This window comes from Helicobacter sp. (assembly GCF_022770205.1).
In the GTDB taxonomy this organism is placed as follows: domain Bacteria; phylum Campylobacterota; class Campylobacteria; order Campylobacterales; family Helicobacteraceae; genus Helicobacter_D.
Genome location: NZ_JALEIK010000010.1, coordinates 1 through 23,655 on the forward strand (window position 1 = coordinate 1; position 23,655 = coordinate 23,655).

The following is a 23,655-nucleotide window of genomic DNA, read 5'->3' on the forward strand; positions in this document are numbered from 1 at the left end:
AGCAAAAGCCCTTTTTTAAAAAAAGATTCCATAAAATCCTAAAGGAAAGCTTTAAACACTTACAAGCCCATCGCCCTGATATTATTAAAACTTGGAAGTATTATGCAGAGTTTTTAGAGATGTGTAAGGAGGATGAGGAGGAAGGCTAACAGAGAGGGGCGATGATATAGGAATGAGTATCTTTTAAGAAACTTTACTTCATTTTACCACTCTCTATAATCCTACTATGGAAAATCAAAAATGGTGATAAAGGCAAGAACTGAAAGTAAGACTTAAAAGCTGGAATCTAAAATTGCTACTTCATCATTTTGGGATTTTTAGAAGTGAAGGAAGCTGTGTAATAGCTTATAGTTTCTATGCTACAGCTTCATCATTTTGGGTTTTTGGAAGTAAAAGAAGCGTTTTTAAGAAGTGTGAGTTCTGCTTGGGTAAAGCCTGCTTGCAGTCTTGCTTGTGTGTTAAACTCCGCATTCGCCTTGGGAAAAGAGAAGTTATAGCGTTTTAGAATCTCTACATAAGTGCTAGGGCGTGCATTTTGTGGAATCTTTTTTATATCGCAAATGTGATGGAACCACACATTGCCCTTACTAACATGGCTAATCTCATCGCGTAAAATCATCTCTAAAACTTCCAAAAGCGCATCTTTAATTTTATGCGTGCTACTCCTAACTTTTGCGCATAAAAAGGGATTAACATCTAATCCCACAGCTTCCATTCCGCGTGGAATTAGGGCAATTCTATCTAGCAAAACATCGCAGTTTTTCATAGAATCAAAGAGTAAGGTATGCACGCCAAAATCCCCATATTTAAAGCCTAAAGAATGTAAAAGATTTTCTAAGGCTAAAAAATGCTTGACTTCCTCGCTTGCAACTTCTAGCCAATCTTGGTAATAGCATAGTGGTAGGTTTCTAAAGCGATAGACGCAATCTAGGGCTAAATCAATGGCGGAAAATTCAATGTGGGCAAGGGAATGCAAGAGATGTGCAACATTTAAGTCTGTTTTTAGGAATTTGCCCTGTGGAATTTTTTTAGGGGGTAGAATTTGGCAAAAATGCGCAAATGTTGGAATTTCTAAGGGTAAAATTTCACAATCATTATCCCTGCTAAAGTGCTGAAAATTTGTCCAAATCTCTTGGACAATGGCGCATTTTTCTTGTGTGCTTTTTGCATTCAGTGCAGAAAAAATTGCCAAAAATAAGCTCTTAGATTCCATAAGCATTCCTTAAGATTGCAATTTGTATTGTTTAAACGCCTTAGCATTGTAGTAGAATCTACTTTAAAACGCAAAATCAAGGAGTTTGTGTTAGAGTTTAGAAAAGTGTGCAAAATGCGCTTGGGAGAATTTTTGAGTTATTTTTACACAATTTCATTGGTTTTATAAAAAAAAATTGTTTAATTTCTGTAAAAAAGAGATTTTTTAGTGCGGATTCTTTAGAATTTGAGTGTAATAAATCAATTTAGGAGGCAAGATGCTTGAGATTAGATGGCATAGCCGTGCAGGACAAGGTGCAGTAACCGGAGCAAAAGGTTTAGCAGATGTGATTGCAGGCACAGGCAAAGAAGTGCAGGCGTTTGCATTTTATGGTTCAGCAAAAAGGGGTGCGGCAATGACTGCATATAATAGAATTGATGATAATCCGATTTTAAACCACGAAAAGTTTATGAATCCGGATTACATTTTAGTCATTGATCCGGGTTTGGTTTATATTACAGACATTTGCGCAAATGCAAAAGAAACGACAAAATACATCATCACAACACATTTAAGTAAAAAAGAATTTTTAGAGAGTAAGCCGGAGCTTAAGGATAAGGAGGTCTATCTTTTAGATTGTATAGGATTATCCTTAGAAGCTTTTGGGAAATCAATTCCAAATGCACCAATGCTTGGGGCATTTCTAAAAATTTCAGGAGCATTAGAGTTAGATTTCTTTTTGGAATCTTTTAAGAAAATATTGGGCAAAAAACTTCCACAAAAGGTCATTGATGCAAATATGGAAGTCATTAAAAAAGCCTATAATGCAGTAGAATAAAGGAGTTAAGCAATGGAATATAAAGGTTGGAATGAATTTGAAGCAGGGTCTGTTTTATTTCCTTTTGAGAAAAAAGGCAATGAAATGGTAGGACAGCACGCAGATTCTAGGGAATACAGAGAGGATAGTTCTTATACAGCAAGTGTTGCGCATTGGCGAGTAGAGAAGCCTGTGTATAATCATGATCATTGCATCAATTGCTATTTTTGTTGGGTGTATTGTCCGGATTCTTCAATTTTAGTAAGAGATGAAAAGATGAGTGGTGTTGATTATGCGCATTGTAAGGGCTGTGGTGTATGTGTTGATGTTTGTCCGACAAATCCGAAATCTTTATTAATGTTTAGTAATTACGAAACAGATGAAGCAGCTCTTGCAAAATGGCCCGCAAAAGAAAAAAAGAAAAAGGATTAGCAATGGCAGAGGTTTATGAATTGCAGGAAGTAGAGGTTTGGGATGGCAATATGGCAGCAAGCCACGCAATGCGTCAAGCGCAAATTGATGTGGTTTCTGCTTATCCTATCACGCCTTCAACGCCAATTGTGCAAAATTACGCAAGCTTCCTTTCTAATGGCTACATTGATGGGGAATTTGTAATGGTAGAATCCGAGCACGCTGCAATGAGTGGCTGTGTAGGGGCTGCAGCAGCAGGTGGGCGTGTAGCAACTGCAACAAGCTCACAAGGATTTGCGTTGATGGTAGAAGTGCTTTATCAAGCTTCTGGTATGCGCTTGCCAATCGTTTTAAATGTTGTCAATCGTGCGCTTGCAAGTCCACTAAATGTAAATGGGGACCATTCTGATATGTATTTAGGGCGTGATGCAGGCTGGGTGAATCTTTGCACCTATAATCCGCAAGAGGCTTATGACTTTAATTTAATGGCATTTAAAATTGCAGAGGATTATGATGTGAGATTGCCTGTTATGGTGCATCAAGATGGCTTTATCTGCTCACACACAGCGCAAAGCGTGCGTCCCTTAAGTGATGCTGAAGCGTATAAATTTATCGGAGATTATAAACCAAAAAATGCAATGTTAGATTTGGAGCGTCCAGCAACTTATGGTTCTCAGACAGAAGAGGATTGGCATTTTGAGCATAAGGCGCAATTGCATAATGCAATTATGCGTTCAATGCCGGTAATTGAGCGCACATTTGAAGAGTTTGCAAAGCTAACTGGGCGTAAATATAATGTTGTAGAAACCTATGATTTAGAAGATGCAGAGATTGCTATTGTTGCGCTTGGAACAACTGTGGAATCTGCACGCGTGGCAGTTAAGGAGGCAAGGAAAAACGGAGTCAAAGCAGGTGTTGTAAGCATTCGTGTGTTGCGCCCATTCCCTTATGGAGAGTTTTGCGCTGCATTGCAGGGTGTGAGAGCTGTTGCATTTTTGGATAGAAGTTTGCCAGCAGGCGCAATGGGAATGCTTTTTAATGAATGTGTGGCAGCACTTTATAGTGGAGCAAATAAACCCATTGCTAGCAACTACATTTATGGGCTTGGTGGAAGAGATTTAACACAGAGTCATTTACAAGAAATCATTAAAGAATTACAAGAGAATGCGCAAGCTGGTAAATTAACGCATCCGGCACAGCAATTTATTGGACTTAGAGGTCCAAAGCTTGGATTTAATTAAGGAGTGTCAAATGAGTGAGATTAAAAATTTAAAGCAGTATTCAAGGGCTAGCGAGCGTTTTGAAGGAGCGCATCTTTTGTGTCCGGGTTGTGCGCACGGAATGATTGTGCGTGAAGTGCTAAATGCAACAGATTATCCTTTATTGGTTGCGACTTCAACGGGCTGTTTAGAAGTCAGCACGGCGGTATATCCTTATACTTCTTGGGATGTGCCTTGGATTCATATTGGATTTGAGAATGGTTCTACTGCAATTGCTGGAGTTGAGGCAATGTATAAGGCATTAAAGCGTAAAAATAGACTTTATAGCGACAAAGAACCGAAGTTTGTAGCATTTGGTGGCGATGGTTCAACTTATGATATTGGATTCCAATTTATTAGTGGTTGTTTTGAGCGGGGGCACGATTTTACTTATGTGTGTTTGGATAATGAAGTGTATGCAAACACAGGTGGGCAAAGAAGTGGTTCAACTCCTATTGGTGCTTCTACAACAACAACTCCAGCTGGGCGTGTAAGCTATGGCAAGAAAGACAGAAAGAAGGACTTGCTATTTATTATGGCTGCTCACGGCGCACCTTATGTTGCGCAAGTTGCACCTAATAAATGGAAGGATATGAGTAAAAAAATTAAAACTGCCATTGAAACAGAAGGACCGACATTCATTAATGCTATGAGTGCTTGCACTACGGAGTGGAGATTCCCTGCAAATCAAACGGTGGAGATGAGTGATTTGGCGGTAGATTCTTTAGTGTTCCCTTTGTTTGAAATTATTAATGGCAGAGAAGTAAGAATTACTTATCGTCCTAAAAATGTATTGCCTGTAAGGGATTATTTAGGTGCTCAAGCTAGATTTAAGCATTTATTTAAGCCGGAAAATGAACATTTAATTGATGAGTGGCAAAAACGCGTTGATGAATACTGGGAGTATTTGCAAAGACGCGAAGAAGCTAAGGTTTAAAAATGGATTCTAGCTATGGAATCCATTTGGGTTTAGAAAGCTTTTTAGAATTTTAAATTTTCCAAGCAGTTAAATTTTGATTCCAACTTTATGGTTTTAAAACCTTTTTGCACACAAAAGGCAATTGCAAACGATTTCTTATAAAATTTAAAAAGTCTAAAAATCTTTGTTTAGTTTTAGTATTGGTTTTGTGTTTTGGCTGATAAGTTTCTTGCTTTTTTGAAGTGTGCAATTCTGAAGTTATTTTTGTCAATGCTACCTTTTCTTGTGTGGGGTTAAAAAGCGGGAAACAAAACATACAATCTTTAAAAGGCTTGTAAGCTTTAAAACACGGATGTTTTTAGGCTTTGATTGTATGCATCACTGCTTCAAGTTGTAAGTGGTTAAACTGCTCTCCATTCTCCATATTCTTTAGCGTGCAAGTGTTTTTTTGCTCCTCTTCTTTTCCGATAATGATGACATATTTGTAGCCTTTTTTATTGGCATAGTTAAAAGATTTTTTGGGCTTTGTAATCTCAGGATACATTTCAATTTTTAGTTTTTGATTGCGTAAATTTTGAGCAACTTTGTAGCCGTATTCTAGGGAATGAAGGGGAATTAAAAGTGCGTCTGCTACATTTTTATCACTTTGGATTAAATGTAACTCTTCAAGTCCGCTTAAGAGTCTGTCTAATCCTATACTTGCTCCAACTCCACTTAAAGAATCTTTACAGAAGTGTTGCATAAGATTATCATAACGCCCGCCTGAGCAGACAGAGCCAAGTGAAGGGAGGGTATCAAGGGTTGTTTCATAAATAATTCCTGTGTAATAGCCAAGTCCGCGCGCAATGGAGAGATTGATTTTGTAAAACTTTGCTGGGATTAGCGGCTCTAGGATTTTACAAAGTGTGCTTAATTCATCAATTCCATTTTTTAGCGTGGAATTAAGCTCCCTAAAAGAGTCCAATTCTTTTAAGAATTCTAACACACTTCCCTTTTGAGCTTTAGCAATAAAATCTAAAAGCATAGTAATGGAATCCAAATTTAGCGGAGTTTTGCTTTGCAGCTCTTGTTTGACGCTTTCTTTTCCAATTTTGTCAATCTTATCAATGATTCTTAGCACTTCAATGGTGTGTTCGCTTGCATTTAGGGATTCCATTAAGCCATTAAAAATTTTGCGATTATTGATATGGATTGTAAAATCCCTAAGCCCTAAATCAAAAAGGCTTTGGTAAATGACTTGCACAATCTCAACATCTGCTCCTATGCTATCTGTGCCGATGCAGTCAAAATCACATTGTGTAAATTCTCTATAACGCCCTTTTTGCGCACGCTCTCCACGGAACACATTGCCGATACAATAGCGTTTAAAGGGTAATCCAACTTCATTTTTGTATTGTGCAATAAAGCGGGCTAGTGGTATGGTTAAATCAAAACGCAAGGCAACTTCCCTTTCTCCGTGATCTAAAAAGCGATACATTTCCTTTTGAATCTCATCACTGCCTTGTTTTTTTAGGATTTCAGCGTATTCTAAATGCGGTGTTTCAATGGGGGTAAATCCAAATTTTTCAAAGGATTCTACAATAGATTTTAACATTTGTGATTTTGCATAGGCTTCCTTTGGAAGTCTGTCTTTAAATCCGCTTAAAGTGCGTGGTGTAACCATATTTTCTCCATTTAAGTGTAAGGAATCAAAGTAAAAATCTTAACAAAAATATTCTAAATCTTTATAGAATTTATGCTTATTTTAGTATTCTTAAGGTAGAATTTTAATTCCTACATTTACTTTCTAAAAAGGCAAAATTATGAGAAAAGGAATCCATCCAGAATACATTCCCTGCAAAGTAACTTGCGTTACGAGTGGAAAAGAGATTGAAGTAATGAGTGTAAAGCCAGAACTTAGAATTGATATTTCATCTTTCTGCCATCCGTTTTACACGGGCTCAGATAAGGTTGTTGATACAGCAGGAAGAGTTGAGAAATTCAAACAAAGATACAATCTTAAATAGACTTCAATCTTAAGTAAGATGCGCTTGTATGGTTACTTTTTTGCCCGCTCCCATTGGTAACCTACAAGACATTACCCTTCGCACATTAGAAATTCTAAAGCATTGTGATATTTTGCTTTGTGAAGACACGAGGATGAGTAAAAAACTCATTGCATTGCTAATGGAGCGTGCTTTATTGCCTCTTAAAGATTACATTTATTACCCCTTTCACACACATAATCAAGAGAGTTTTTTAGCGCAAAATTCCTTGGAATTTTTTTATCAGAATATTGGATTTTTAAGTGATGCAGGAATGCCTTGTGTCAGCGACCCGGGCGTGGAGCTTGTGCGATTTTTACAAGCAAACCATATTCCTTTTGAAGTTTTAGGCGGGATTAGTGCGGTAACACTTATGGTTGCCTTAAGTGGCATTGTGGAGAAGGAATTTAGTTTTTTAGGCTTTCCACCACATAAAGCTAAAGAAAAGCTAGAGTTTTTTTATGCAGTGTTTAAAAATCCTTATCCCATAATCTTGTATGAATCACCCCATCGCTTACTTGAGAGTTTGGATTTAATGGTGCAAGTGGATAAAAATCGGCAAGTGTTTTTGGCAAAAGAGCTAACAAAAAAATACCAAAGAACTTTTAAGGGAAGTTTGGAATCGGTTTTTAACGCACTAAAAGATTCTAATGATAAGGCTTTATTAAAGGGAGAGTGGGCTATGGTTGTGGATAAGACAGAAAAGACAGAGAGTTATACCCTTAGTGAAGAAGCACTTTTAAGCTTAGAGATTCCACCTAAATTTAAGGCAAAGATTTTAGCAAAAATGAAGGGTGGAAGTGTCAGTGATTATTATCAAAGCTTGGTAAATGGGCAAAAAAATTAAGAAAAAATAGGGTAGAATCAGTGGTTGTTTATGGCAGGCGTGTTGTAGAATATATCCTTGCAAAACATAGCGATAAAATCTTACAAGTGTTTTTGGCAAAGGAAGTTGACAAAAAGCAATTTCGTGCATTTACAAGACTTAATGTGCCTTTGGTGCGCTTGGATTCCAAAAAAGCGCAAAGTTTAGCAAGGGGCGGTAACCATCAGGGGTATTTGCTAGAAATTGCGCCTTTAGCACTGCTAGAGTTTAGCGCATTAAAGGCGATGGATTTTGTGCTAGTGCTTTGTGGAATTAGTGATGTAGGCAATATTGGCGCACTCTTCCGGACTGCTTTTGTGCTAGGAGTAGAAGGAATTATTATTTGCGGATTAAAGGATTTTAAGCAAGAAGGGGCGTTGCGTGCAAGTGCTGGGGCAATGCTTGATATGCCATTTTGCATCATGTATAATGCCCTAGATGTGGCAAATGAATTAAAATTTGCAGGTTTTAGACTCTATGGAACAAGCTTAGATGGCACAGAATCTAGTGTGGTAACACAGGGTAAAAAGGCATTATTTTTAGGTGCTGAGAGTGATGGGCTTAGTGCAAAGATTTTAAAAAAAATGGATATAAATTTAACAATTGCGCAAAAAGGGGAGTTTGACTCTTTAAATGTTAGCATAGCGGGTGCAATCTTAATAGATAGGATGGTAAATGGAAGATTTTGAAAAATTACAGAACATAGGAGCCAAGGAAATTTCAAAAAATACGCACATTGCGTTAAATAAGGTGCAATACATTTTAGAGCGTAACTATAAGGAGTTAAGAGATAGCGCAACAACGCACGGATTGCTACAGATTTTAGAGCGCGAGTATCGCATTAACTTAAAAGAATGGGAAGAAGAGTATAGGGCGTTTTGGGAGAGTTATGATAGCTCAAATGATGAAGTGGGACCAATGGTGAATTTTAAGGTTACTCACGAAACAATCGCTACAAATGATTCTAAAAGGGGAGTGATTTTAGGTGTTTTGCTTGTGTTGCTTTTGGGAGTTGGGTTTTTTGCCTTTATGAATTTTTATGGGAGTTCTGTTGTTTCTGATGAGAATACAGAAGCGCAAAATGAAGTTTCTTTAGAAAAGTTGGAATCCAAAATGGAAATGGATAAGGATTCCACAGAGGAAAATAATGCCACAAGCGATTTAGAAGCTACAAATCCTCTTGATGCTTCTGCTGCAGTCCCGATGAAGCCACAAGAGTCTAAAGATGCTCAACAAGCAGAATCTAAAAACACAGATGCCAAAGTGCTGATGGATGTGCAAAATTCTGAAGTGGGATTACAGGGGGCTTTAGTGCAAGAATCAGCCGAGAGGAAAAAGGTTTCTATTGTGCCAGCGCGTAATGTTTGGGTGGGGATTGTGTATTTAGACAGCAAAAAGAAGACTTCCTTTATAGCAGAAGACATTTTTGAAGTTAATTTAGAGCGTCCCCAAACTATTGTTACAGGGCACGGAATGTTAGAGATTGACGCAAAGGGAGAAAAGTCTGCATTTAATTCTGCTAATAGAATGTTCTTTATTGTTGATGAAGAAGGAAATTTTTTGCAAGCTACTCAGAGGCAATATGAAACAGAAACTAGGGGGCTAGGATGGTAAATAAAGGTGTTTTGGCTACGCTTTTTGCATTGCTATTTTCAAGCTTTCTTTTTGCGCAGGCTCAAATTTTGCAAAATCCTGTGGATTATAAAGTGATGCAACTTTTAGGTGTGAAGGAATATAGGATTAATCAAAAGTTTATCCAGCGTCTTTTTGATAATCAAGGTTATTTTTTGGACGAAACAGGACAACCAGACTTATACAAAATTTCTAAAACATTAAAGCAAAATGGGCTTTTAAAGCTTACATTTGATGAGCCTATGGAGCTTGAAATTGCCTTTGTTGTCCAAGATAATCCTCAAGCTTTTGTAAGCGCACTTTATGATGTATTAGATGCGATGGGATATTATTATTTTTTAGTGAAGCAAAGTTTGCTTGATGAGAGACAATTTAAATTTGTGCTTTCAATGAATACAGAATATGCTATTGATCCTATGTTGCTACAAGAGAAGTTAAGCGAGTATGGTTATAGGGTGCAAAGTATTGAGAGAACAAATCTTTTTCAATGGAATTATCAAATTGGGCTTTTAGATTTTAAATATCCTAAGGCAAGTGCTTTGGTGCTTAATGAGCCGCAGCGTAAGGCAAATTTGCAAGGGGAGTATTGGTATAGCGTTGAAAATGGTAAAGAAATAGGGATTAAGTCTAGTAAGGAGTGGTATCCAAAGATTGTATTTTATGACAAGGAATTCAATGTTTTAGAGATTATAAGTAGCGCAAAATTAATGCGTGGAATCCAAACAACACTTCCAAAAAATACGAAATTTATAAAAGTCACAGACAGCTATTTACCAATTACTATTAAAAATGGCTTAGAAGTTGTGTTGCAATAGAAATAAGGATGAGAAATGTTTGATGAGATTGAATTTGAGCGCATAAAGAGATTGCCAAAATATGTCTTTGCGGCAATTAATGAGATTAAACTCAAAATGCGCCAAGATGGTGAAGATGTGATTGATTTTAGTATGGGGAATCCTGATGGTCCAACGCCAAATCCTATCATAGATAAACTTTGTGAAGCAGCTAGAAAGCCTAAAAATCACGGCTATTCTGCAAGTAAAGGAATCTATAAATTGCGCCTTGCAATTGCCGATACCTATGCAAGAAAATATGGAGTAAAGCTTAATCCAGATTCGCAAGTGTGCATTGCAATGGGTTCTAAAGAAGGCTATGTGCATTTGATTCAAGCTATTACAAATCCCGGAGATACAGCAATTGTTGCAGAACCTGCTTATCCTATCCATTACTACGCCTTTATTTTATCTGGTGCAAATGTTGCAACATTTGCCTTAAAATGGAATGCGGAGTATGAACTTGATGAAGATGCGTATTTTGTAGAGCTTGAAAAGGCTTTATGTAACACAATGCCAAAGCCAAAATTTGTTGTAACCAACTTTCCGCATAATCCTACTACTATTGTAGTGTATAAAAGCTTTTATGAGCGTTTAGTGGCACTTGCTAAAAAAGAACGCTTTTATATTATCAATGATATTGCTTATGCAGATTTAAGTTTTGATGGCTATGTTGCACCATCAATTTTTGAAGTTGAAGGTGCAATAGATGTTGCTGTGGAATCTTACACGCTTTCAAAGAGTTATAATATGGCAGGTTGGCGTGTGGGTTGTATTGTGGGAAATGCACGCTTGGTTGAGGCATTACAAAAGATGAAATCGTGGTTAGATTATGGAATCTATACGCCCATTCAAATTGCTGCAACAATTGCTCTAAATGGCGAACAAGAATGCGTCCAAGAGATTGCTAGAAAGTATGAAAAAAGAATGGAAGTGTTAATTGAGAGTTTTGGTGCGGCTGGCTGGGAGATGTCAAAGCCAAAGGCGAGTATGTTTATTTGGACTAAGATTCCAGAGTGTGCATTGCATTTAGGAAGTATGGAGTTTTCAAAGCGTTTGTTGCAAGAGGCAAAAATTGCAGTAAGTCCGGGCATTGGTTTTGGGAATCACGGGGATTCTTATGTGCGCATTGCTTTAATTGAAAACGAAAATAGAATCCGCCAAGCTGCTAGGAATCTAAAAAAATTTTTAAAGCAATTTGAAGCCTGATGCAATGCAGCCATTGCCATTTAGAATTTGACGCAAAGGCTTTGTTAAAAGTCTCTATTGATGGGCGTGATGAGTATTTTTGTTGCAGGGGCTGTGAAGGTGTGTATAAGCTCTTGCACACAGAGGGTTTAGAGGATTTTTATAATAAGCTTGGAGAAAATACGCTTGAACCTATCAAAGATTCTAAGCAAAGTTTGGATTCCTTTGATAGCATTCCCTTTTTTGAGCGTTATGTGAGAGAGAAAGATACATATTGTGAATTAGCCCTTGTGCTAGAGAGAATCCATTGCATCGCTTGTGTGTGGCTAAATGAGAAGATTTTAGCAAAAACAAGGGGTATTATAAAGGTTAATATCAACTACACAAGTAACAAAGCCACACTTCTTTATAATCCTAAAATCATAAAAATTTCTGAAATCATCCAAGCAATCCGTAGTATCGGCTACAATGCACACGCTTATGATCCGCATTTACAAGAGAGCTATGCGCAAAAAGAAAAGCGTGAGTATTACATTAAAATGGTTGTTGGAATCTTTTGTGTGATGAATATAATGTGGATTGCTGTGGCGCAATATGCGGGGTATTTTAGTGGAATCACGCCACAAATGCGTAATGTTTTAAATTTTGCTAGCTTTGTGCTTGCTACCCCTGTGTTGTTTTTTAGTGGAATTGTGTTTTGGCGCAGTGCTATTAGTGCACTTAAACACAGAACTCCTAATATGGATTTATTAGTTATTAGCGGAGCAAGTTTGACTTATTTGTATTCCATTTATGCAAGCTTTAAGGGGGGGGAAACTTATTTTGAATCTGTGGCGATGATTGTTACCTTTGTGTTAATTGGCAAGTTTTTAGAAGTGCGTGGCAAAAAAAGTGCTGTAGATAGCTTAGATAAGCTCAATGCGCAAATGCCCTTAAGTGTGCGTGTAGTGGAGCATAAGTCCAATAGGGAAGAGATAAAAGAAGTGCGTGTGGAATCTGTGAAAGTGGGTGATGTGGTGCAAGTTTTAGCAGGCGATAGAGTGGCGTTAGATGGAATCTTGTTGAGTGAAAATGCACTTTGTGATGAGAGTGCGATTAATGGAGAGTCTTTACCGCTCCAAAAAAGCAAAAAAGATTCCATTTATTCTGGTGCTTTAGCCCTTGAAATGCCTTTTTTGTATCGTGTGAGCAAGACTTATAAGGAATCTTTGATGATGCAAATTGTTTCCCTTGTAGAAGATGCTTTAAATGCGCGCCCTAAGATTCAAGAAATGGCAAATTGCATCACGCGCTATTTTTCTGCTGTGGTTTTATCGCTTGCCTTTGGTGCGTTTTTATATTGGGAATTTGTGTTAAATGTTGCATTTGATAGGGCTCTAATGGTGATGGTTTCTGTGATTATCATTGCTTGCCCTTGTGCGCTTGCCCTTGCAACACCTATTGCTTCTTTGGTCGGTTTAGGGGAGGCTTTAAAATATAGAATCCTTTTTAAAGAGGCGAGTTTTTTAGAAACCATTGCAAAGGCGAATGTGTTAGTTTTAGATAAAACAGGGACGCTCACAGAAGGTAAGTTAAAAGTCCAAGAGATGCGTAAATTCGGTAAATTAGATGATAGTGTGCTAGTTGCAATGCTAGAGCAAAGTGCGCATCCTATTAGTCGTGGGGTGCTTGCATTTATAAAGGCAAATAGTAAAAAAGTAGAAAAAGTAGCATTGGATAAAATCACGCAAAAAAATGCGCGTGGAATCCTAGCGCAATGCAATGGAAGTGTGTATTTAGGAGGGAATTTAGAACTTTTAAGAGAGCAAGGCGTTAGGATTCCACAATTAGATGAGAGTGATTGTAGTGTGTTTTATTTTGCAAAAGATACAGAATTAATCGCGCAATTTTTCTTACAAGATTCTATTAAGCAAGACGCAAAGGCAGTGATTTCCAAGCTACAAAAAAAAGGAATCTCTTGTGTGCTTTTAAGTGGCGATCATTTAAGGGCGTGTGAGAGTGTGGCAAAGGAGCTTGGAATTGTAGAGTTTTATGGTAATCAAAGCCCGCTAGATAAGGCAGAATTTATTGATAAATTGCACCAGCAAGAAAAGATTGTTGTAATGGTAGGTGATGGAATCAATGATTCTATTGCGCTTGGCAAAAGTGATATTGGGATTGCAATGGGCGGGGGTATGGATTTAGCCATTAGTGTGAGTGATGTTGTGGTGCTTGATGATAGCATACAAGGTGTGCTAGAATCTTTTAAGCTTGGCAGGCGCACTTATCGTTTTATTTTACAAAATTTAGGATTATCTTTGCTGTATAATGCCCTTACCATTCCGCTAGCAATGGCAGGATTTGTGATTCCGCTTATTGCAGCCCTTTCAATGTCGCTGAGTTCATTGCTTGTGGTTGGAAATAGTTTGCGCATTAAAGGAGAATAAATGGCAAAAGATGCAAACGGAGTAGAGTTAAACGCTGGAGATAGCGTAAGTGTGATGAAGGATTAAAGGTTAAGGGTGCTAGTGTAAGCGTGGAACAGCGCTTAAGAATATTTGCCTAACAGGTAAGGATACAGAGATTGAAGCAAAGGTGGATAAGTTTGGGATGAGTGTTTTAAAAACAGAATTTTTAAAAAAGGTGTAGGGGGATGTGGCTTAAAGTTGGAATCGCTTTTGGATTCCAACTTTGTAGGCTTGGCGCAAACAAGTGACAAAAAGTTCGTAGCAAGAATAATAGAAATTAAGAATGTTAATGGTAGAGAGCTTATTAAACTATAAGGGAGCTTTGTAGGGATTTTTGTGTGCGTGAATATTTTGTGCAATAGGGGATGAATAATTACAAGCAAAGGCAACAAAGGGAAGAGCATTGTTCTCTCTAGCAAATTCTAGGCAGTAGCTCCCCACTAGGATAATCTAAAAAGCGTTTTGCACCAAATGTGGTTTCTAAAACCACGCGTTTTGGGTTCTTGTCTGTGGTATAACCGATGATTGCTGCATTGGGTGCGCCATTTTTTTGTAGAATTTCTAAAGCTTCCTTTGCGTCATTTTTAGCCACACTGAGAGCGCACATTCCTTCATTTGCGAGATTATAAGCTTCAAATCCTAGCAATTCACAAATCCCTTGCACCTGTGGCAATATTGGTAAGTTGGAATCTAAAATGGTAATGCCGATGTTTGATGCCTGCGCCCATTCATTAAGCACGCTTGCGATTCCACCGCGCGTAGCGTCTCTTAGCGCATAAAGGGTAAGCCTTGAAGCAAAAAGCGGCTCTAAAATGGGATAAAGCAAGGCGCAATCACTTTGTAAAGTGCTATTTAGATTGATTCCTTCACGATTGGAATAAATCACAGCTCCGTGTGTGCCAATGTTTCCGCTAACAATAATTGCACAATCTGTTGGAATCTTAAAAGCACTTAAGCGCAAATGTGGATATAAAAACTCCCCCACCGCCGTTGTGGTGATGAAAATCTTATCCAAAGAGCCTTTGGGAAGGACTTTGGTATCCGCTGAAATGAGTTTTGCGCCACTTTGCCTTAAAGTGGTGGAAAAGGATTCCACAATGCGCGATAAATCGCTAATTTTAAATCCCTCTTCTAGCATAAAACTAGCACTCAAATATTTCGCCTTTGCCCCCATCATCGCCACATCATTACAACTTCCACACACACTAAGCTTGCCGATGTCTCCCCCTGCAAAGAAAATCGGTGAAACCACATAGCCATCGGTGCTGATTGCACAAATGTTAGAATCCATTTTGGCAACCCCAGCATCTTCGCCACCATCTATTACACAGCCTTCTAAGTAAGGATAAAAAAGCTCTGTAATAAGATTTTGGGATTCTATTCCACCGCTTCCGTGGCTTAGTAATAGGGAATCTGTGTTAAGTTTCATTGTGTTTCCTTTAGGTGTAGCTATAAGCCGAGTTCTGTTTATGTGGTTATTTATCTACATTTTACCTTGCAGTAAAATTCTAGCAATGGGCTAAAACTTGGGATACTAACCACGCCCATTTTGCTGCGGATTGGGCTTGCAATGCGAAGCATTTTGCAATGCTTCCGGTAGGCTCTTACCCCACCTTTTCACCCTTGCATAATGCGGTTTATTTTCTGTTGCGCTTTCCCTTAGATTGCTCTAGCCATTCTTTAAATGGAATCCTATCCCAAAGCAGCTCGGACTTTCCTCTTCTTTAATAAAGCAACCACTTGCTACACCTTTTGAGATTGTAGCAGAGTTTGGCAAAATATAGACTAAATTTATGCGCTTAAAGTTGGGATTTTATAGCAAGCACTGCTTCTAGTGCATTGTTTTTAATATTTTGTGTGTGTTGCTTTAAAACTTCTAGCTTTGCGTAACCTGAGGTAAGGGCAATGCTCTGCACTCCAGCATTCTTTGCTGCTTCAATATCTAAAGGTGTGTCGCCAATCATATAAATTTTATCTTTACTTAAGGGAGGGAAAGATTCCAAAGCCTTTAAAATAGGCTCTGCGCTAGGTTTTGCATTCTTCACATTTTCACGCCCGATAATGCAAGTAAAATAATTGCCAACCTCCATATTATCTAGGAGTATTTTGGAGTATTGCCCTGTTTTTGTGGTAACAACTCCAAGTTGTGCAAAACTATGGGCTTGTAGAATTGCTTCTTTTGCGTTTGGTAAAAGCGTGGTTTTGGCACTACAGATTTTTCGGTAATGTTCTTTATAAATGCTAGCATAGTGTGGAATCTCATTTTCTTTAACGCCAAGTGTGTGAAACATCGTATCTAGTGTGTGTCCGATTTTAGATTTTACAGATTCAAAAGTAGGAATGGTTTGGTTAAAATGTTTAAAAGTTACACAGAAGCTATCATATATAGCTTCTGTGGAATCAATAAGTGTTCCGTCTAAATCAAAAAGAATAATGCAATTTTTCATAAAAGTCCTTCCATAAAAGCTTTTTAAGGCGCAAAAAGAGTGGTTAAAATCTCTTTTTCTAATGTGTAGAGTGTGTAGCGAATCTCCTTAAAACGCTCGCTTTCTTGTATGTTTTGTAATTTTAAAATCTCTTCTAAAACACGGGCGGATTCTTGAGAACGCTTAAAATTTGCGATAAAAATATTTTCTAAATTTTTGCGTGTTTGTTCATATTTGGTGGAAGTTTTTAACACATCTTTTTGGGAATTGCGTGTATTTAGAAGTTCAAAATAACTTGTGAGTTTGCATTGGTGGCGTAGAGCTTTTAAAGAGAGCGCAAAGTCTTTGTGGTTAAATCCATAGCGTAAAATATCTTCTACCACACGGATGCCTTCGCGCAAGCGGTTTAAATTTGCATCAAGAATACGCAAAGTTTGGGGGCTTTGCGTATGGATTGTGTTATTCCTTTGCGTTAAAGATTCCAAGAATTTGCAGTAAGGAAACAAAGAGATTAAAGAAGTTAAGATATAAGCTAACAGCCGCCATTACAGGGCTATCGTATAAGCCGCGCACAATGTTTTGTGTGTCATAAGCAATAAAAATGCTAAATAAAATTGCTCCAACACCTGCGATAATCACTTGTAGAATCGGATTTCCTAAAAATAGATTGATTAAAGAGCCAACAACAACGACAATTAGCGCAATAAAGAGCATTTTGCCTAGACTTGCTAAGTCTTTTTTGGTGCGGAGTGCAAAAATGCTCATCACGCCAAAAATCGCCGTTGTTAGCAAGAAGGCTTGTGCTACGATATTTGCGCCACCGGGCATTCCTAGCACTCTGCTTAAAATTGGAGTGAGTGTTAAGCCTGTAACAAAAGTGAAGGCAAAAAGCATTAGAAGGTTTAAACCGGGCTTTGATTTTGTAAACATTAAGCCAAAGAGCAAGGCAAATTCTAAAATCACAAAGCCGATGTAATATTGCGCTATAATGCTACCAAATGCTGTGATTCCAATGAATGCACCCACAGATGCTGCTAGCAGTGAGCCAGCAAAGAGTTGATAAGTTTGTTTAACAAAATTAATCAGTGCTACATCGCTGTGTGAAAACGCATTTTGTTCTGTGCCATCATAGCTATTGTAGTTGCTATTTAAAGGTTTTCTATCATATAAAGACATCGTAAAATCCTTAATAATAAAATTGGAAGCGGTATTATACACTAAAATTATTAAAAATATGTTACAATTTTAAAATTTTAATATTTGGGTGTGGTAAGAAATAGAGATGCAAAAAATCAAAGTCTTTATTAATGGTTTTGGTAGGATTGGGCGTTCCATAGTGCGTGTGGCACTCTGTGAAATGCAAGATAGGATTGAGATTGTTGGTGTGAATGATTTAGCAAATCCAGAGATTTTAAGTTACCTTTTAACACACGATTCTGTGCATCAGTGTAGTAAAATTACACAAAGTTTTGATGAAAAAAATTTTATTTTTAATGGTTATAAGATTCCATTTTTTCAGCATAAAACACCTAGTGTGATTGAGATTTGTGGTGCAGATGTGGTGATTGAAGCAAGCGGTTTGTTTTTAACGCAAAGTGAGGTGGAATCGCATTTGCAAAAAGGTGCAAAACGCGTGATTTTTTCTGCTCTAGCAAAAGATGATACGAAGACTTTTGTGTTAGGTGTTAATCACACAGCATATAGGGGAGAGAAAATCATTTCAAATGCAAGTTGCACGACTAACGCATTAGCGCCTATTATGATGCTGCTTGATGAACATTTTGGTGTAGAAAAGGGGATTTTAACAACAATTCATAGTTACACAAATGATCAAAATTTAATAGATGCCGTGCATCGTAATAGCGATTTTCGCCGCTCTAGAGCAGCTGCAATTAATATGATTCCAACAACAACAGGCGCAGCAAAGGCGTTGCATTTAGTGTTGCCACAGATGAAAGGCAAATTACACGGACATAGCGTGCGGGTGCCAGTGCCAGATGTTTCAATGGTGGATTTAAATGTAAATCTTAAAAAGAGCGCAACGAAAGAAGCGATTAATGCAGTGTTCTGTGAAGCAGTAGAAGGAAAACTTAAAGGAATCTTAGGTGTAGATAGAGAATATGGAGTTTCACAAGATTTTTTAAATTGTCCTTTAAGTGGAGTTGTGGCACTTGATTTAACCTTTGTTTTGGGAGAGAATATGGCAAAGGTTATGACTTGGTATGATAATGAGTGGGGGTATTCGCATAGGATTTTAGAAATGGCAAGTTATATTATGGGTTTTACAGAATTGCCTTAATGCTATTTTTATTTTAGAATGCAAAAATTTTATAAGGAGATTAAGTTGAGAATGCTGATAAAAAGAGTTATGTGTGTGTTTGTGGCAAGTGTTATTTTTCTTGGTGCACAGGAAAATAGGGAAGCGCAAGAAATCGTCATAAGCGCACAAAATTTTAAGCAAAATATACCCTTTAAGCTTTATACACTAAAAGGTGAAAATGAGGGTCCTACATTGTTAGTCATTGGTGGAATCCACGGCGATGAGCCGGGAGGTTACTTTGCGCCAGCACTTTTGGTGGATTATTACACGATAAAAAAGGGCAATGTGCTAGTTGTGCCAAATTTAAATCCTCATAGCATTATGGCTTTTGAGCGTGGAATTTATAAGGATATGAATCGTAAGTTTGCAAAAATTGCAAAAAATGATCCGGATTTTGAAAATGTGGAACGCATCAAGGAAATCATTAAGAATCCTAAAGTGGATTTTGTGATTAATTTGCACGATGGACACGGCTTTTATAGAGAGAAATGGGAGAATTCTATTTTTAATCCAAAGGCGTGGGGGCAAACTTATGTAATTGATCAAAAAACGCTAGATAATGTGCCTTTTGGGAATTTGGATTCCATTGCAAAACAGATGGAAACGCTTTTAAATCAGACTTTGCATTATGATTTTCACACCTTTGGTGTGCGTAATACGGAAACAAAATTTGAAGATGAGGAGCAACAAAATTCCTTAACATTTTTTGCAGCGACGCATTTAAAGCCTGCTTTAGCGATTGAAACAAGTAAAAACATTAAAGAATTACCGCTTAAAACGCTGTATCAATTAAGCTCTATTGAAGCATTAATGGGAATTATGGGGATTGAATTTGTGCGTAATTTTGAGTTAGATTTAAAGAATGTGAAGGATAAGATAGACGCATTGGGTAGCGTGAAAATTAATGGCAATATGACACTTCCATTAAATGGAATAAAAAATAATCTCAACTTTGTGCCGCTACTTTCTGATGCAAATCGTTTCGTCTTTACACATCCAATTGGGGGAGTTAAGAAGGTTAAAGATGGTTTTGAGATTTACATTGGGCATAAAAAAATCACACATCTAAAGGCGGATATTTTCCCTATGCAATGTAAGTTAGAATCGGTGCAAGTGGAGCTTGATGGTAAGCAAACCATAGCAAAAGCTGGGGATACTTTAGAGTTTAGCAAGGATTTTTTGGTAGGTGAGCAAGAAGGGGTGCGTGTGAATGTGATTGGCTATTCTAAAAAGGGTGTTGTCAGTGAGCATAATTTAAAGCTTAGTCAAAATATGATGGATAAAAATTATGCGATAGATAAGGAAGGAAAGATATTTCGCTTGGAGTTGTATGCAGGAAAAAACTTTTGTGGAATGCTCAATATGCGTGTAAAGGAATAATGTGTGCCAAGAAGTAAAGTTAGTGCAAAATACGGAATCTAAGACGCAAAATGATGAGGTTTGCTCTAGGGATTCTGTTATAAATACGGAATCCCAAGCCACTAAAATAGCTGCTGTTGTGCTTTTAAATATGGGGGGTCCAAACTCTCTTTTTGAAGTGAAAACATTTTTGAAAAATATGTTCAATGATCCTTATATTTTGCCGATTAAAAGTCCGTTTTTACGCGCAATGGTGGGTGGGTTTATCGTCAATAAACGCCTTGAAGATGCACAGAGTAATTATCAAAAAATTGGCGGGAAATCGCCATTAGTTGGGCATACATTTGCTTTATGTGAAGCTCTAAATGCGCTAGAATCGGAGTATTACTTCACTTATGCTATGCGCTACACTCCGCCTTTTGCAGATGTGGTAGCACAGGATTTAAAGGGGAGGGGAATTAAAGAAGTGGTGCTTTTTAGTATGTATCCACATTTTAGCTATACAACCACGGCTTCGTCAATGGAGGATATTTTAAGGGCATTTAAGGCGTGTGGTTTTGCGCCAAAAGTGGTGCAAGTGGAGCGTTATTATAAGGAAAGGGCGTATAATTTAATCGTGATTGAACGCATTAAAGAAGCGTTAAATGGGGAAAATTCTAAGGATTTTCATTTGATATTTTCAGCGCATTCCTTGCCACAAAAAAATATAGAAAATGGCGATCCTTATCAAAAAGAGATTTTAGAAAATGCAGAAATCTTAGAATCGCTTTTTAAAGAGATGGGGCTAGAGTTTGCAAGCATTAAGGTGGCGTATCAATCTAAAATTGGACCGCTTAAATGGCTAGAGCCAAATTTGCAGGATTTGTTACCAAAATATAAGGGTAAAAAGTTGTTAATTTATCCGATTTCTTTCACAATGGATAATTCTGAAACAGATTTTGAACTCTCCTTGCAATACAGGGAAATTGCGCATAGGATTGGGATTTTGGATTATCGTGTTGCGCGTTGTTTAAATGATGGTGGAGATTTTGCACAATGTATTTTAGAAATTGTGAAAAATATGGAATCCAAAAAAGGAAAATAGCAATGCAAGTCGCACAAGATACAAAGGGAAATACAATCTTTGGGGATTTAAGCAAACAAGAAAATGTCAATATTAGCTTCGGGGGGGGGGGAATAATATAGTCTTTTTTGCGGGAAATAGTAGTGGGGTGAATGTTGAATGCAGAGGAGATAATTCTTTGGTGTTTATTGGTAGCGGTGTAAATTATGTAAAAGGACAAATGGATATTGGAAGCAATTGTGTTTGTTACATTGATAGAGATAGTTATCTTGGCGAAGTGTTTATGCGGATTTTTGAAGCTAAGAATATTGTGATTGGCAAGGATTGTTTGTTTTCTAATGATATATGGCTTTGGAATTCTGATTCCCATTTAATTTATGATTCTAATAAGTATAGTAGGATTGCTAAGGGAGAGAGTTGCTATATTGGAGATCATATTTGGTTTGGTTGGAGTGCAGGTGGGCTTAAGAAGTTTTTTATTGCTTCTGGAAGTATTATTGGAACAAGAAGCGTGATAGTGGGGGATAAAATCTTGTTTTCAAATACGGCAAATGGCGGTTATCCCTGTAAAAACATTAGAGAAAACATTTTTTGGATTGGGGATACAACATTTGATTGGAATGTTATCAAAGAGGAAGCTTATGAAACATTATCTGGAGTTGAAAAGGTGGAGGGTTTCATCTACCAATTTGAGCCTGATAAATTTTTAAACCCAGCATTGATTGAGGAGCGGTTAAATGCTTTGCCAAATGCGTTTGATAAATTGCGATTCCTTTATAGCTATGTGTATTGCAACACAAATAAGAATCGCTTTGCACTTTTTAAGGATTCTAATTATACTGATTGTAAGCTTTATTGTGAGAATCCAAATGCTTTTGATGAAATAAATTTTGAAACACCATTGCGCATTAACTACAATGGGTAGTTTCTTTTAGTGGTGATAATTTTTTGGATAATATCTTGTAAAATGTGGAGAATTTGCTTAAAAAATGTTATAGTTTTGAGCATAAATTTGGTCTGGAGAAATGATTTATGTTTTCGCACTTGCGCATTGGAACGAAAATTTCTATAGTGGTGGGTTTAATTGTTTTTGTTGTGATGGTAGGATTATCAAGCGTTGTTGCGCTTAAAAGCAAGGAAGTTTTAAAGAACGAAGCAGATAAGCTTTTGCAAGTTAGCAGTGCGCGTTATGCTAATTTTATTTCAGGCATTATTTCTATGAGCTTCGTATCTGTTGAGACAACACAAGGGGTTGTCAATGGCTTGTTTGCAAATTCTTCATTAGATGAGGATAGGCTTTTAAATTTAATCAGTAATATGGTAGATGCCAATCCTTATGTTACTTTTGGTTATTTGTATTTGGCAAATAGCGATATTTTAGATACGCACCATAACACGATGTCTAGAATGGGTAATAATGAAGTCTTAATGGTTGTTGATGATGAAGCACTTCAAGAACCCGGTGGGACTAGGCAAATTGCCCCTAATATTCAAATTTTACAAACACAAGCCTTTGCTGAGGCAGTGGAGAGCAAAAAAATTGCCTTTGGAAAGCCAACTGCGATGCAAATTGCTGGGCAAGATTTATATGCTTTAAATATTGTTGCACCACTTTTTAATAATAATCTTTTAGTTGGTGTAGTTGGTATTGCTGTGGATTTAAGGGTTTTAAGAGATGCTTTGCTTGGAAGAAATAGAGTGTTTAGCGGGGAGGTGCGTATGCTTATTGCTGATGATGGCACAATAGTTTCGCACACAGATGAAAAGGCTGTTAACCAAACTCTACTAGATTATAACAAACATTCCCAAACGCAAGCCATTGTGAAGTCTATGCAGGAGAATAAAAATGGAATCTTTCCGTATTATTCTCTAGCAAGCAATATGCCATCGCACGCTGCTTTGCATAATTTTGAAATTCCTAGTATGTCTAAACATTGGTCTATTATTACCGTAGTGTCTGAATCTGTTATTGAAGAGCCTATTTATAAGATTATTGGTTATATTGCAGTTGTTTGTGCTGTTCTTTTAATCATATCTGTTGTTATTATTTCTTTATACATTAAGTTGCGCGTAAGTAGTCGTATTGCGGGAATACAGGATTATTTATTTGATTTTTTTGGTTATTTACGCTACGAAAAGGATAATGTAAGGGATTATAATGTGATTGCCTATGATGAAATTGGTAATATGGCACAGGCTATTAAAGAAAATATTGCTTTGATTCAAAAAGGAATTAGCACAGATAGACAAGTTGTCCAAGAAAGCATTGGTGCTGCGCAAAACATAGAGGTGGGTAATTTTGCTGTTAAGGTGGAGGGATTACCAAATAATCCTGAACTTAAAAATTTAGTAAAAGTTTTAAATGGTATGTTTGAGGTTTTGCGTTGCAAAGTGGGATCAGATATGAATGTGATTAATGCTGTATTTGAAAGCTACAAAAATCTTGATTTTACACAAAGCATTGAAAATCCTAAAGGAGATGTGGAATCTGTAACAAATGTTTTAGGGGATGAGATAAAGGCTATGCTTAAAGCTTCCTCCTCTTTTGCGCAAAAGCTTACTCTGCACACTGCAGCACTTCGCGATTCTATGGATAAGCTTATTGGTGCTAGTGATACTCAAGCCCATTCTTTACAGCAATCTGCTGCTGCCATTGAAGAGATTAGCTCTTCAATGCAAAATGTGAATGATAAAACAACAGAAGTAGCAAGACAAGCAGAAGACATTAAAAACATTGTAGGTGTGATTAAAGACATTGCAGATCAAACAAATCTCTTAGCACTCAATGCTGCTATTGAAGCAGCAAGAGCAGGAGAACACGGAAGAGGATTTGCTGTTGTTGCTGATGAAGTAAGAAAACTAGCAGAGAGAACAGGAAAATCCCTAACAGAAATTGAAGC

Annotated in this window: 25 protein-coding genes, 1 other RNA gene and 1 pseudogene; 19 read left to right on the forward strand and 8 right to left on the reverse strand. The window is 37.3% G+C overall.

Features of this window, described 5'->3' with window-relative positions; translation table 11 throughout:
- Positions 1–149: DUF2972 domain-containing protein (locus tag MRZ19_RS08520; RefSeq protein ID WP_366936139.1), on the forward strand; the 149-nt coding region annotated here is incomplete at its 5' end.
- 221 nt (positions 150–370) lie between these two features.
- On the opposite strand, the gene MRZ19_RS01710 is transcribed toward MRZ19_RS08520, so the two are convergent.
- On the reverse strand, positions 371–1,213 hold the full coding sequence (locus MRZ19_RS01710; protein WP_291029718.1) for a ferritin-like domain-containing protein: 843 nt from the start codon (positions 1,211–1,213) through the stop codon (positions 371–373).
- Between the two features lie 15 nt (positions 1,214–1,228).
- Between MRZ19_RS01710 and MRZ19_RS01715 the strand changes: the two genes are divergently transcribed.
- From MRZ19_RS01715 to MRZ19_RS01735, 5 genes are all read left to right on the forward strand, one after another.
- Positions 1,229–1,381, forward strand: coding sequence for a hypothetical protein (locus tag MRZ19_RS01715; RefSeq protein ID WP_291029720.1), 153 nt, complete (start codon positions 1,229–1,231; stop codon positions 1,379–1,381).
- An 88-nt stretch (positions 1,382–1,469) separates the two neighbouring features.
- Entirely contained in the window at positions 1,470–2,030 is a 561-nt protein-coding gene (locus MRZ19_RS01720) for a pyruvate flavodoxin oxidoreductase subunit gamma (protein WP_291029723.1), read from the forward strand.
- 12 nt (positions 2,031–2,042) lie between these two features.
- Positions 2,043–2,441 (forward strand): 4Fe-4S dicluster-binding protein, encoded by a 399-nt coding sequence (locus MRZ19_RS01725; protein ID WP_291029725.1) that lies wholly within the window; start codon positions 2,043–2,045, stop codon positions 2,439–2,441.
- Positions 2,442–2,443: 2 nt separating this feature from the next.
- A complete protein-coding gene (locus MRZ19_RS01730) occupies positions 2,444–3,661 on the forward strand; it encodes a 2-oxoacid:ferredoxin oxidoreductase subunit alpha (RefSeq protein ID WP_291029726.1) in 1,218 nt (405 codons plus the stop codon).
- A gap of 10 nt (positions 3,662–3,671) precedes the next feature.
- Entirely contained in the window at positions 3,672–4,616 is a 945-nt protein-coding gene (locus MRZ19_RS01735; RefSeq protein ID WP_291029728.1) for a thiamine pyrophosphate-dependent enzyme, read from the forward strand.
- 88 nt (positions 4,617–4,704) lie between these two features.
- Here MRZ19_RS01735 and MRZ19_RS01740 read toward each other — a convergent pair whose 3' ends face one another.
- Together MRZ19_RS01740 and hisS are read right to left on the reverse strand one after the other, a co-directional pair.
- Positions 4,705–4,914, reverse strand: a complete 210-nt coding sequence (locus MRZ19_RS01740) for a hypothetical protein (protein ID WP_291029730.1) — start codon at positions 4,912–4,914, stop codon at positions 4,705–4,707.
- Positions 4,915–4,956: 42 nt separating this feature from the next.
- Positions 4,957–6,261 (reverse strand): histidine--tRNA ligase, encoded by a 1,305-nt coding sequence (gene hisS, locus MRZ19_RS01745; RefSeq protein WP_291029732.1) that lies wholly within the window; start codon positions 6,259–6,261, stop codon positions 4,957–4,959.
- Between the two features lie 139 nt (positions 6,262–6,400).
- Between hisS and rpmE the strand changes: the two genes are divergently transcribed.
- The 8 genes and pseudogenes from rpmE (at position 6,401) to MRZ19_RS01785 (ending at position 13,768) form a co-directional block, all read left to right on the forward strand.
- Positions 6,401–6,604, forward strand: a complete 204-nt coding sequence (gene rpmE, locus MRZ19_RS01750) for a 50S ribosomal protein L31 (RefSeq protein WP_291029734.1) — start codon at positions 6,401–6,403, stop codon at positions 6,602–6,604.
- Positions 6,605–6,632: 28 nt separating this feature from the next.
- Positions 6,633–7,469 carry a 16S rRNA (cytidine(1402)-2'-O)-methyltransferase gene (gene rsmI / locus MRZ19_RS01755; protein ID WP_291029736.1) on the forward strand — a complete coding sequence of 279 codons (837 nt, stop codon included), beginning with the start codon at positions 6,633–6,635 and terminating at the stop codon, positions 7,467–7,469.
- A 20-nt stretch (positions 7,470–7,489) separates the two neighbouring features.
- Complete coding sequence (gene rlmB, locus MRZ19_RS01760) at positions 7,490–8,176, forward strand: 23S rRNA (guanosine(2251)-2'-O)-methyltransferase RlmB (RefSeq protein ID WP_291029738.1); 687 nt, start codon at positions 7,490–7,492, stop codon at positions 8,174–8,176.
- A complete protein-coding gene (locus MRZ19_RS01765) occupies positions 8,163–9,101 on the forward strand; it encodes a hypothetical protein (protein WP_291029741.1) in 939 nt (312 codons plus the stop codon). The genes rlmB and MRZ19_RS01765 overlap by 14 nt, the downstream gene beginning before the upstream one ends.
- On the forward strand, positions 9,095–9,934 hold the full coding sequence (locus MRZ19_RS01770; protein WP_291029743.1) for a hypothetical protein: 840 nt from the start codon (positions 9,095–9,097) through the stop codon (positions 9,932–9,934). The genes MRZ19_RS01765 and MRZ19_RS01770 overlap by 7 nt, the downstream gene beginning before the upstream one ends.
- A 15-nt stretch (positions 9,935–9,949) precedes the next feature.
- Complete coding sequence (locus MRZ19_RS01775; RefSeq protein ID WP_291029745.1) at positions 9,950–11,161, forward strand: LL-diaminopimelate aminotransferase; 1,212 nt, start codon at positions 9,950–9,952, stop codon at positions 11,159–11,161.
- Positions 11,161–13,566: a heavy metal translocating P-type ATPase gene (locus MRZ19_RS01780; protein WP_291029747.1), complete on the forward strand. Its 2,406-nt coding sequence runs from the start codon at positions 11,161–11,163 to the stop codon at positions 13,564–13,566. Before MRZ19_RS01775 ends, MRZ19_RS01780 begins: the two co-directional genes overlap by 1 nt.
- Positions 13,567–13,768, forward strand: a pseudogene (locus MRZ19_RS01785) (alkylphosphonate utilization protein).
- A gap of 231 nt (positions 13,769–13,999) precedes the next feature.
- Here MRZ19_RS01785 and hypE read toward each other — a convergent pair.
- The 5 genes from hypE to MRZ19_RS01810 form a co-directional block, all read right to left on the reverse strand.
- Entirely contained in the window at positions 14,000–15,016 is a 1,017-nt protein-coding gene (gene hypE, locus MRZ19_RS01790) for a hydrogenase expression/formation protein HypE (protein WP_291029749.1), read from the reverse strand.
- A 7-nt stretch (positions 15,017–15,023) separates the two neighbouring features.
- Positions 15,024–15,339: RNase P RNA component class A (rnpB, locus tag MRZ19_RS01795), an RNA gene on the reverse strand.
- Positions 15,340–15,386: 47 nt separating this feature from the next.
- Positions 15,387–16,034 (reverse strand): HAD family hydrolase, encoded by a 648-nt coding sequence (locus MRZ19_RS01800; RefSeq protein WP_291029750.1) that lies wholly within the window; start codon positions 16,032–16,034, stop codon positions 15,387–15,389.
- A 23-nt stretch (positions 16,035–16,057) separates the two neighbouring features.
- On the reverse strand, positions 16,058–16,498 hold the full coding sequence (locus MRZ19_RS01805; protein ID WP_291029752.1) for a thiamine-phosphate pyrophosphorylase: 441 nt from the start codon (positions 16,496–16,498) through the stop codon (positions 16,058–16,060).
- Positions 16,473–17,189 (reverse strand): Bax inhibitor-1/YccA family protein, encoded by a 717-nt coding sequence (locus MRZ19_RS01810; RefSeq protein ID WP_291029754.1) that lies wholly within the window; start codon positions 17,187–17,189, stop codon positions 16,473–16,475. The genes MRZ19_RS01805 and MRZ19_RS01810 overlap by 26 nt, the downstream gene beginning before the upstream one ends.
- Positions 17,190–17,295: 106 nt before the next feature.
- Here MRZ19_RS01810 and gap point away from each other — a divergent pair, with 106 nt between their 5' ends.
- The 5 genes from gap to MRZ19_RS01835 all read left to right on the forward strand — a co-directional run.
- Positions 17,296–18,312, forward strand: coding sequence for a type I glyceraldehyde-3-phosphate dehydrogenase (gene gap / locus MRZ19_RS01815; RefSeq protein ID WP_291029756.1), 1,017 nt, complete (start codon positions 17,296–17,298; stop codon positions 18,310–18,312).
- A 51-nt stretch (positions 18,313–18,363) separates the two neighbouring features.
- Positions 18,364–19,713 (forward strand): M99 family carboxypeptidase catalytic domain-containing protein, encoded by a 1,350-nt coding sequence (locus MRZ19_RS01820; RefSeq protein WP_291029758.1) that lies wholly within the window; start codon positions 18,364–18,366, stop codon positions 19,711–19,713.
- 79 nt (positions 19,714–19,792) lie between these two features.
- Positions 19,793–20,776 (forward strand): ferrochelatase, encoded by a 984-nt coding sequence (gene hemH, locus MRZ19_RS01825; RefSeq protein ID WP_291029764.1) that lies wholly within the window; start codon positions 19,793–19,795, stop codon positions 20,774–20,776.
- 157 nt (positions 20,777–20,933) lie between these two features.
- Positions 20,934–21,680, forward strand: a complete 747-nt coding sequence (locus MRZ19_RS01830; protein ID WP_291029760.1) for a hypothetical protein — start codon at positions 20,934–20,936, stop codon at positions 21,678–21,680.
- A gap of 146 nt (positions 21,681–21,826) precedes the next feature.
- On the forward strand, positions 21,827–23,655 hold a 1,829-nt coding region (locus MRZ19_RS01835; protein WP_291029762.1), incomplete at its 3' end, for a methyl-accepting chemotaxis protein.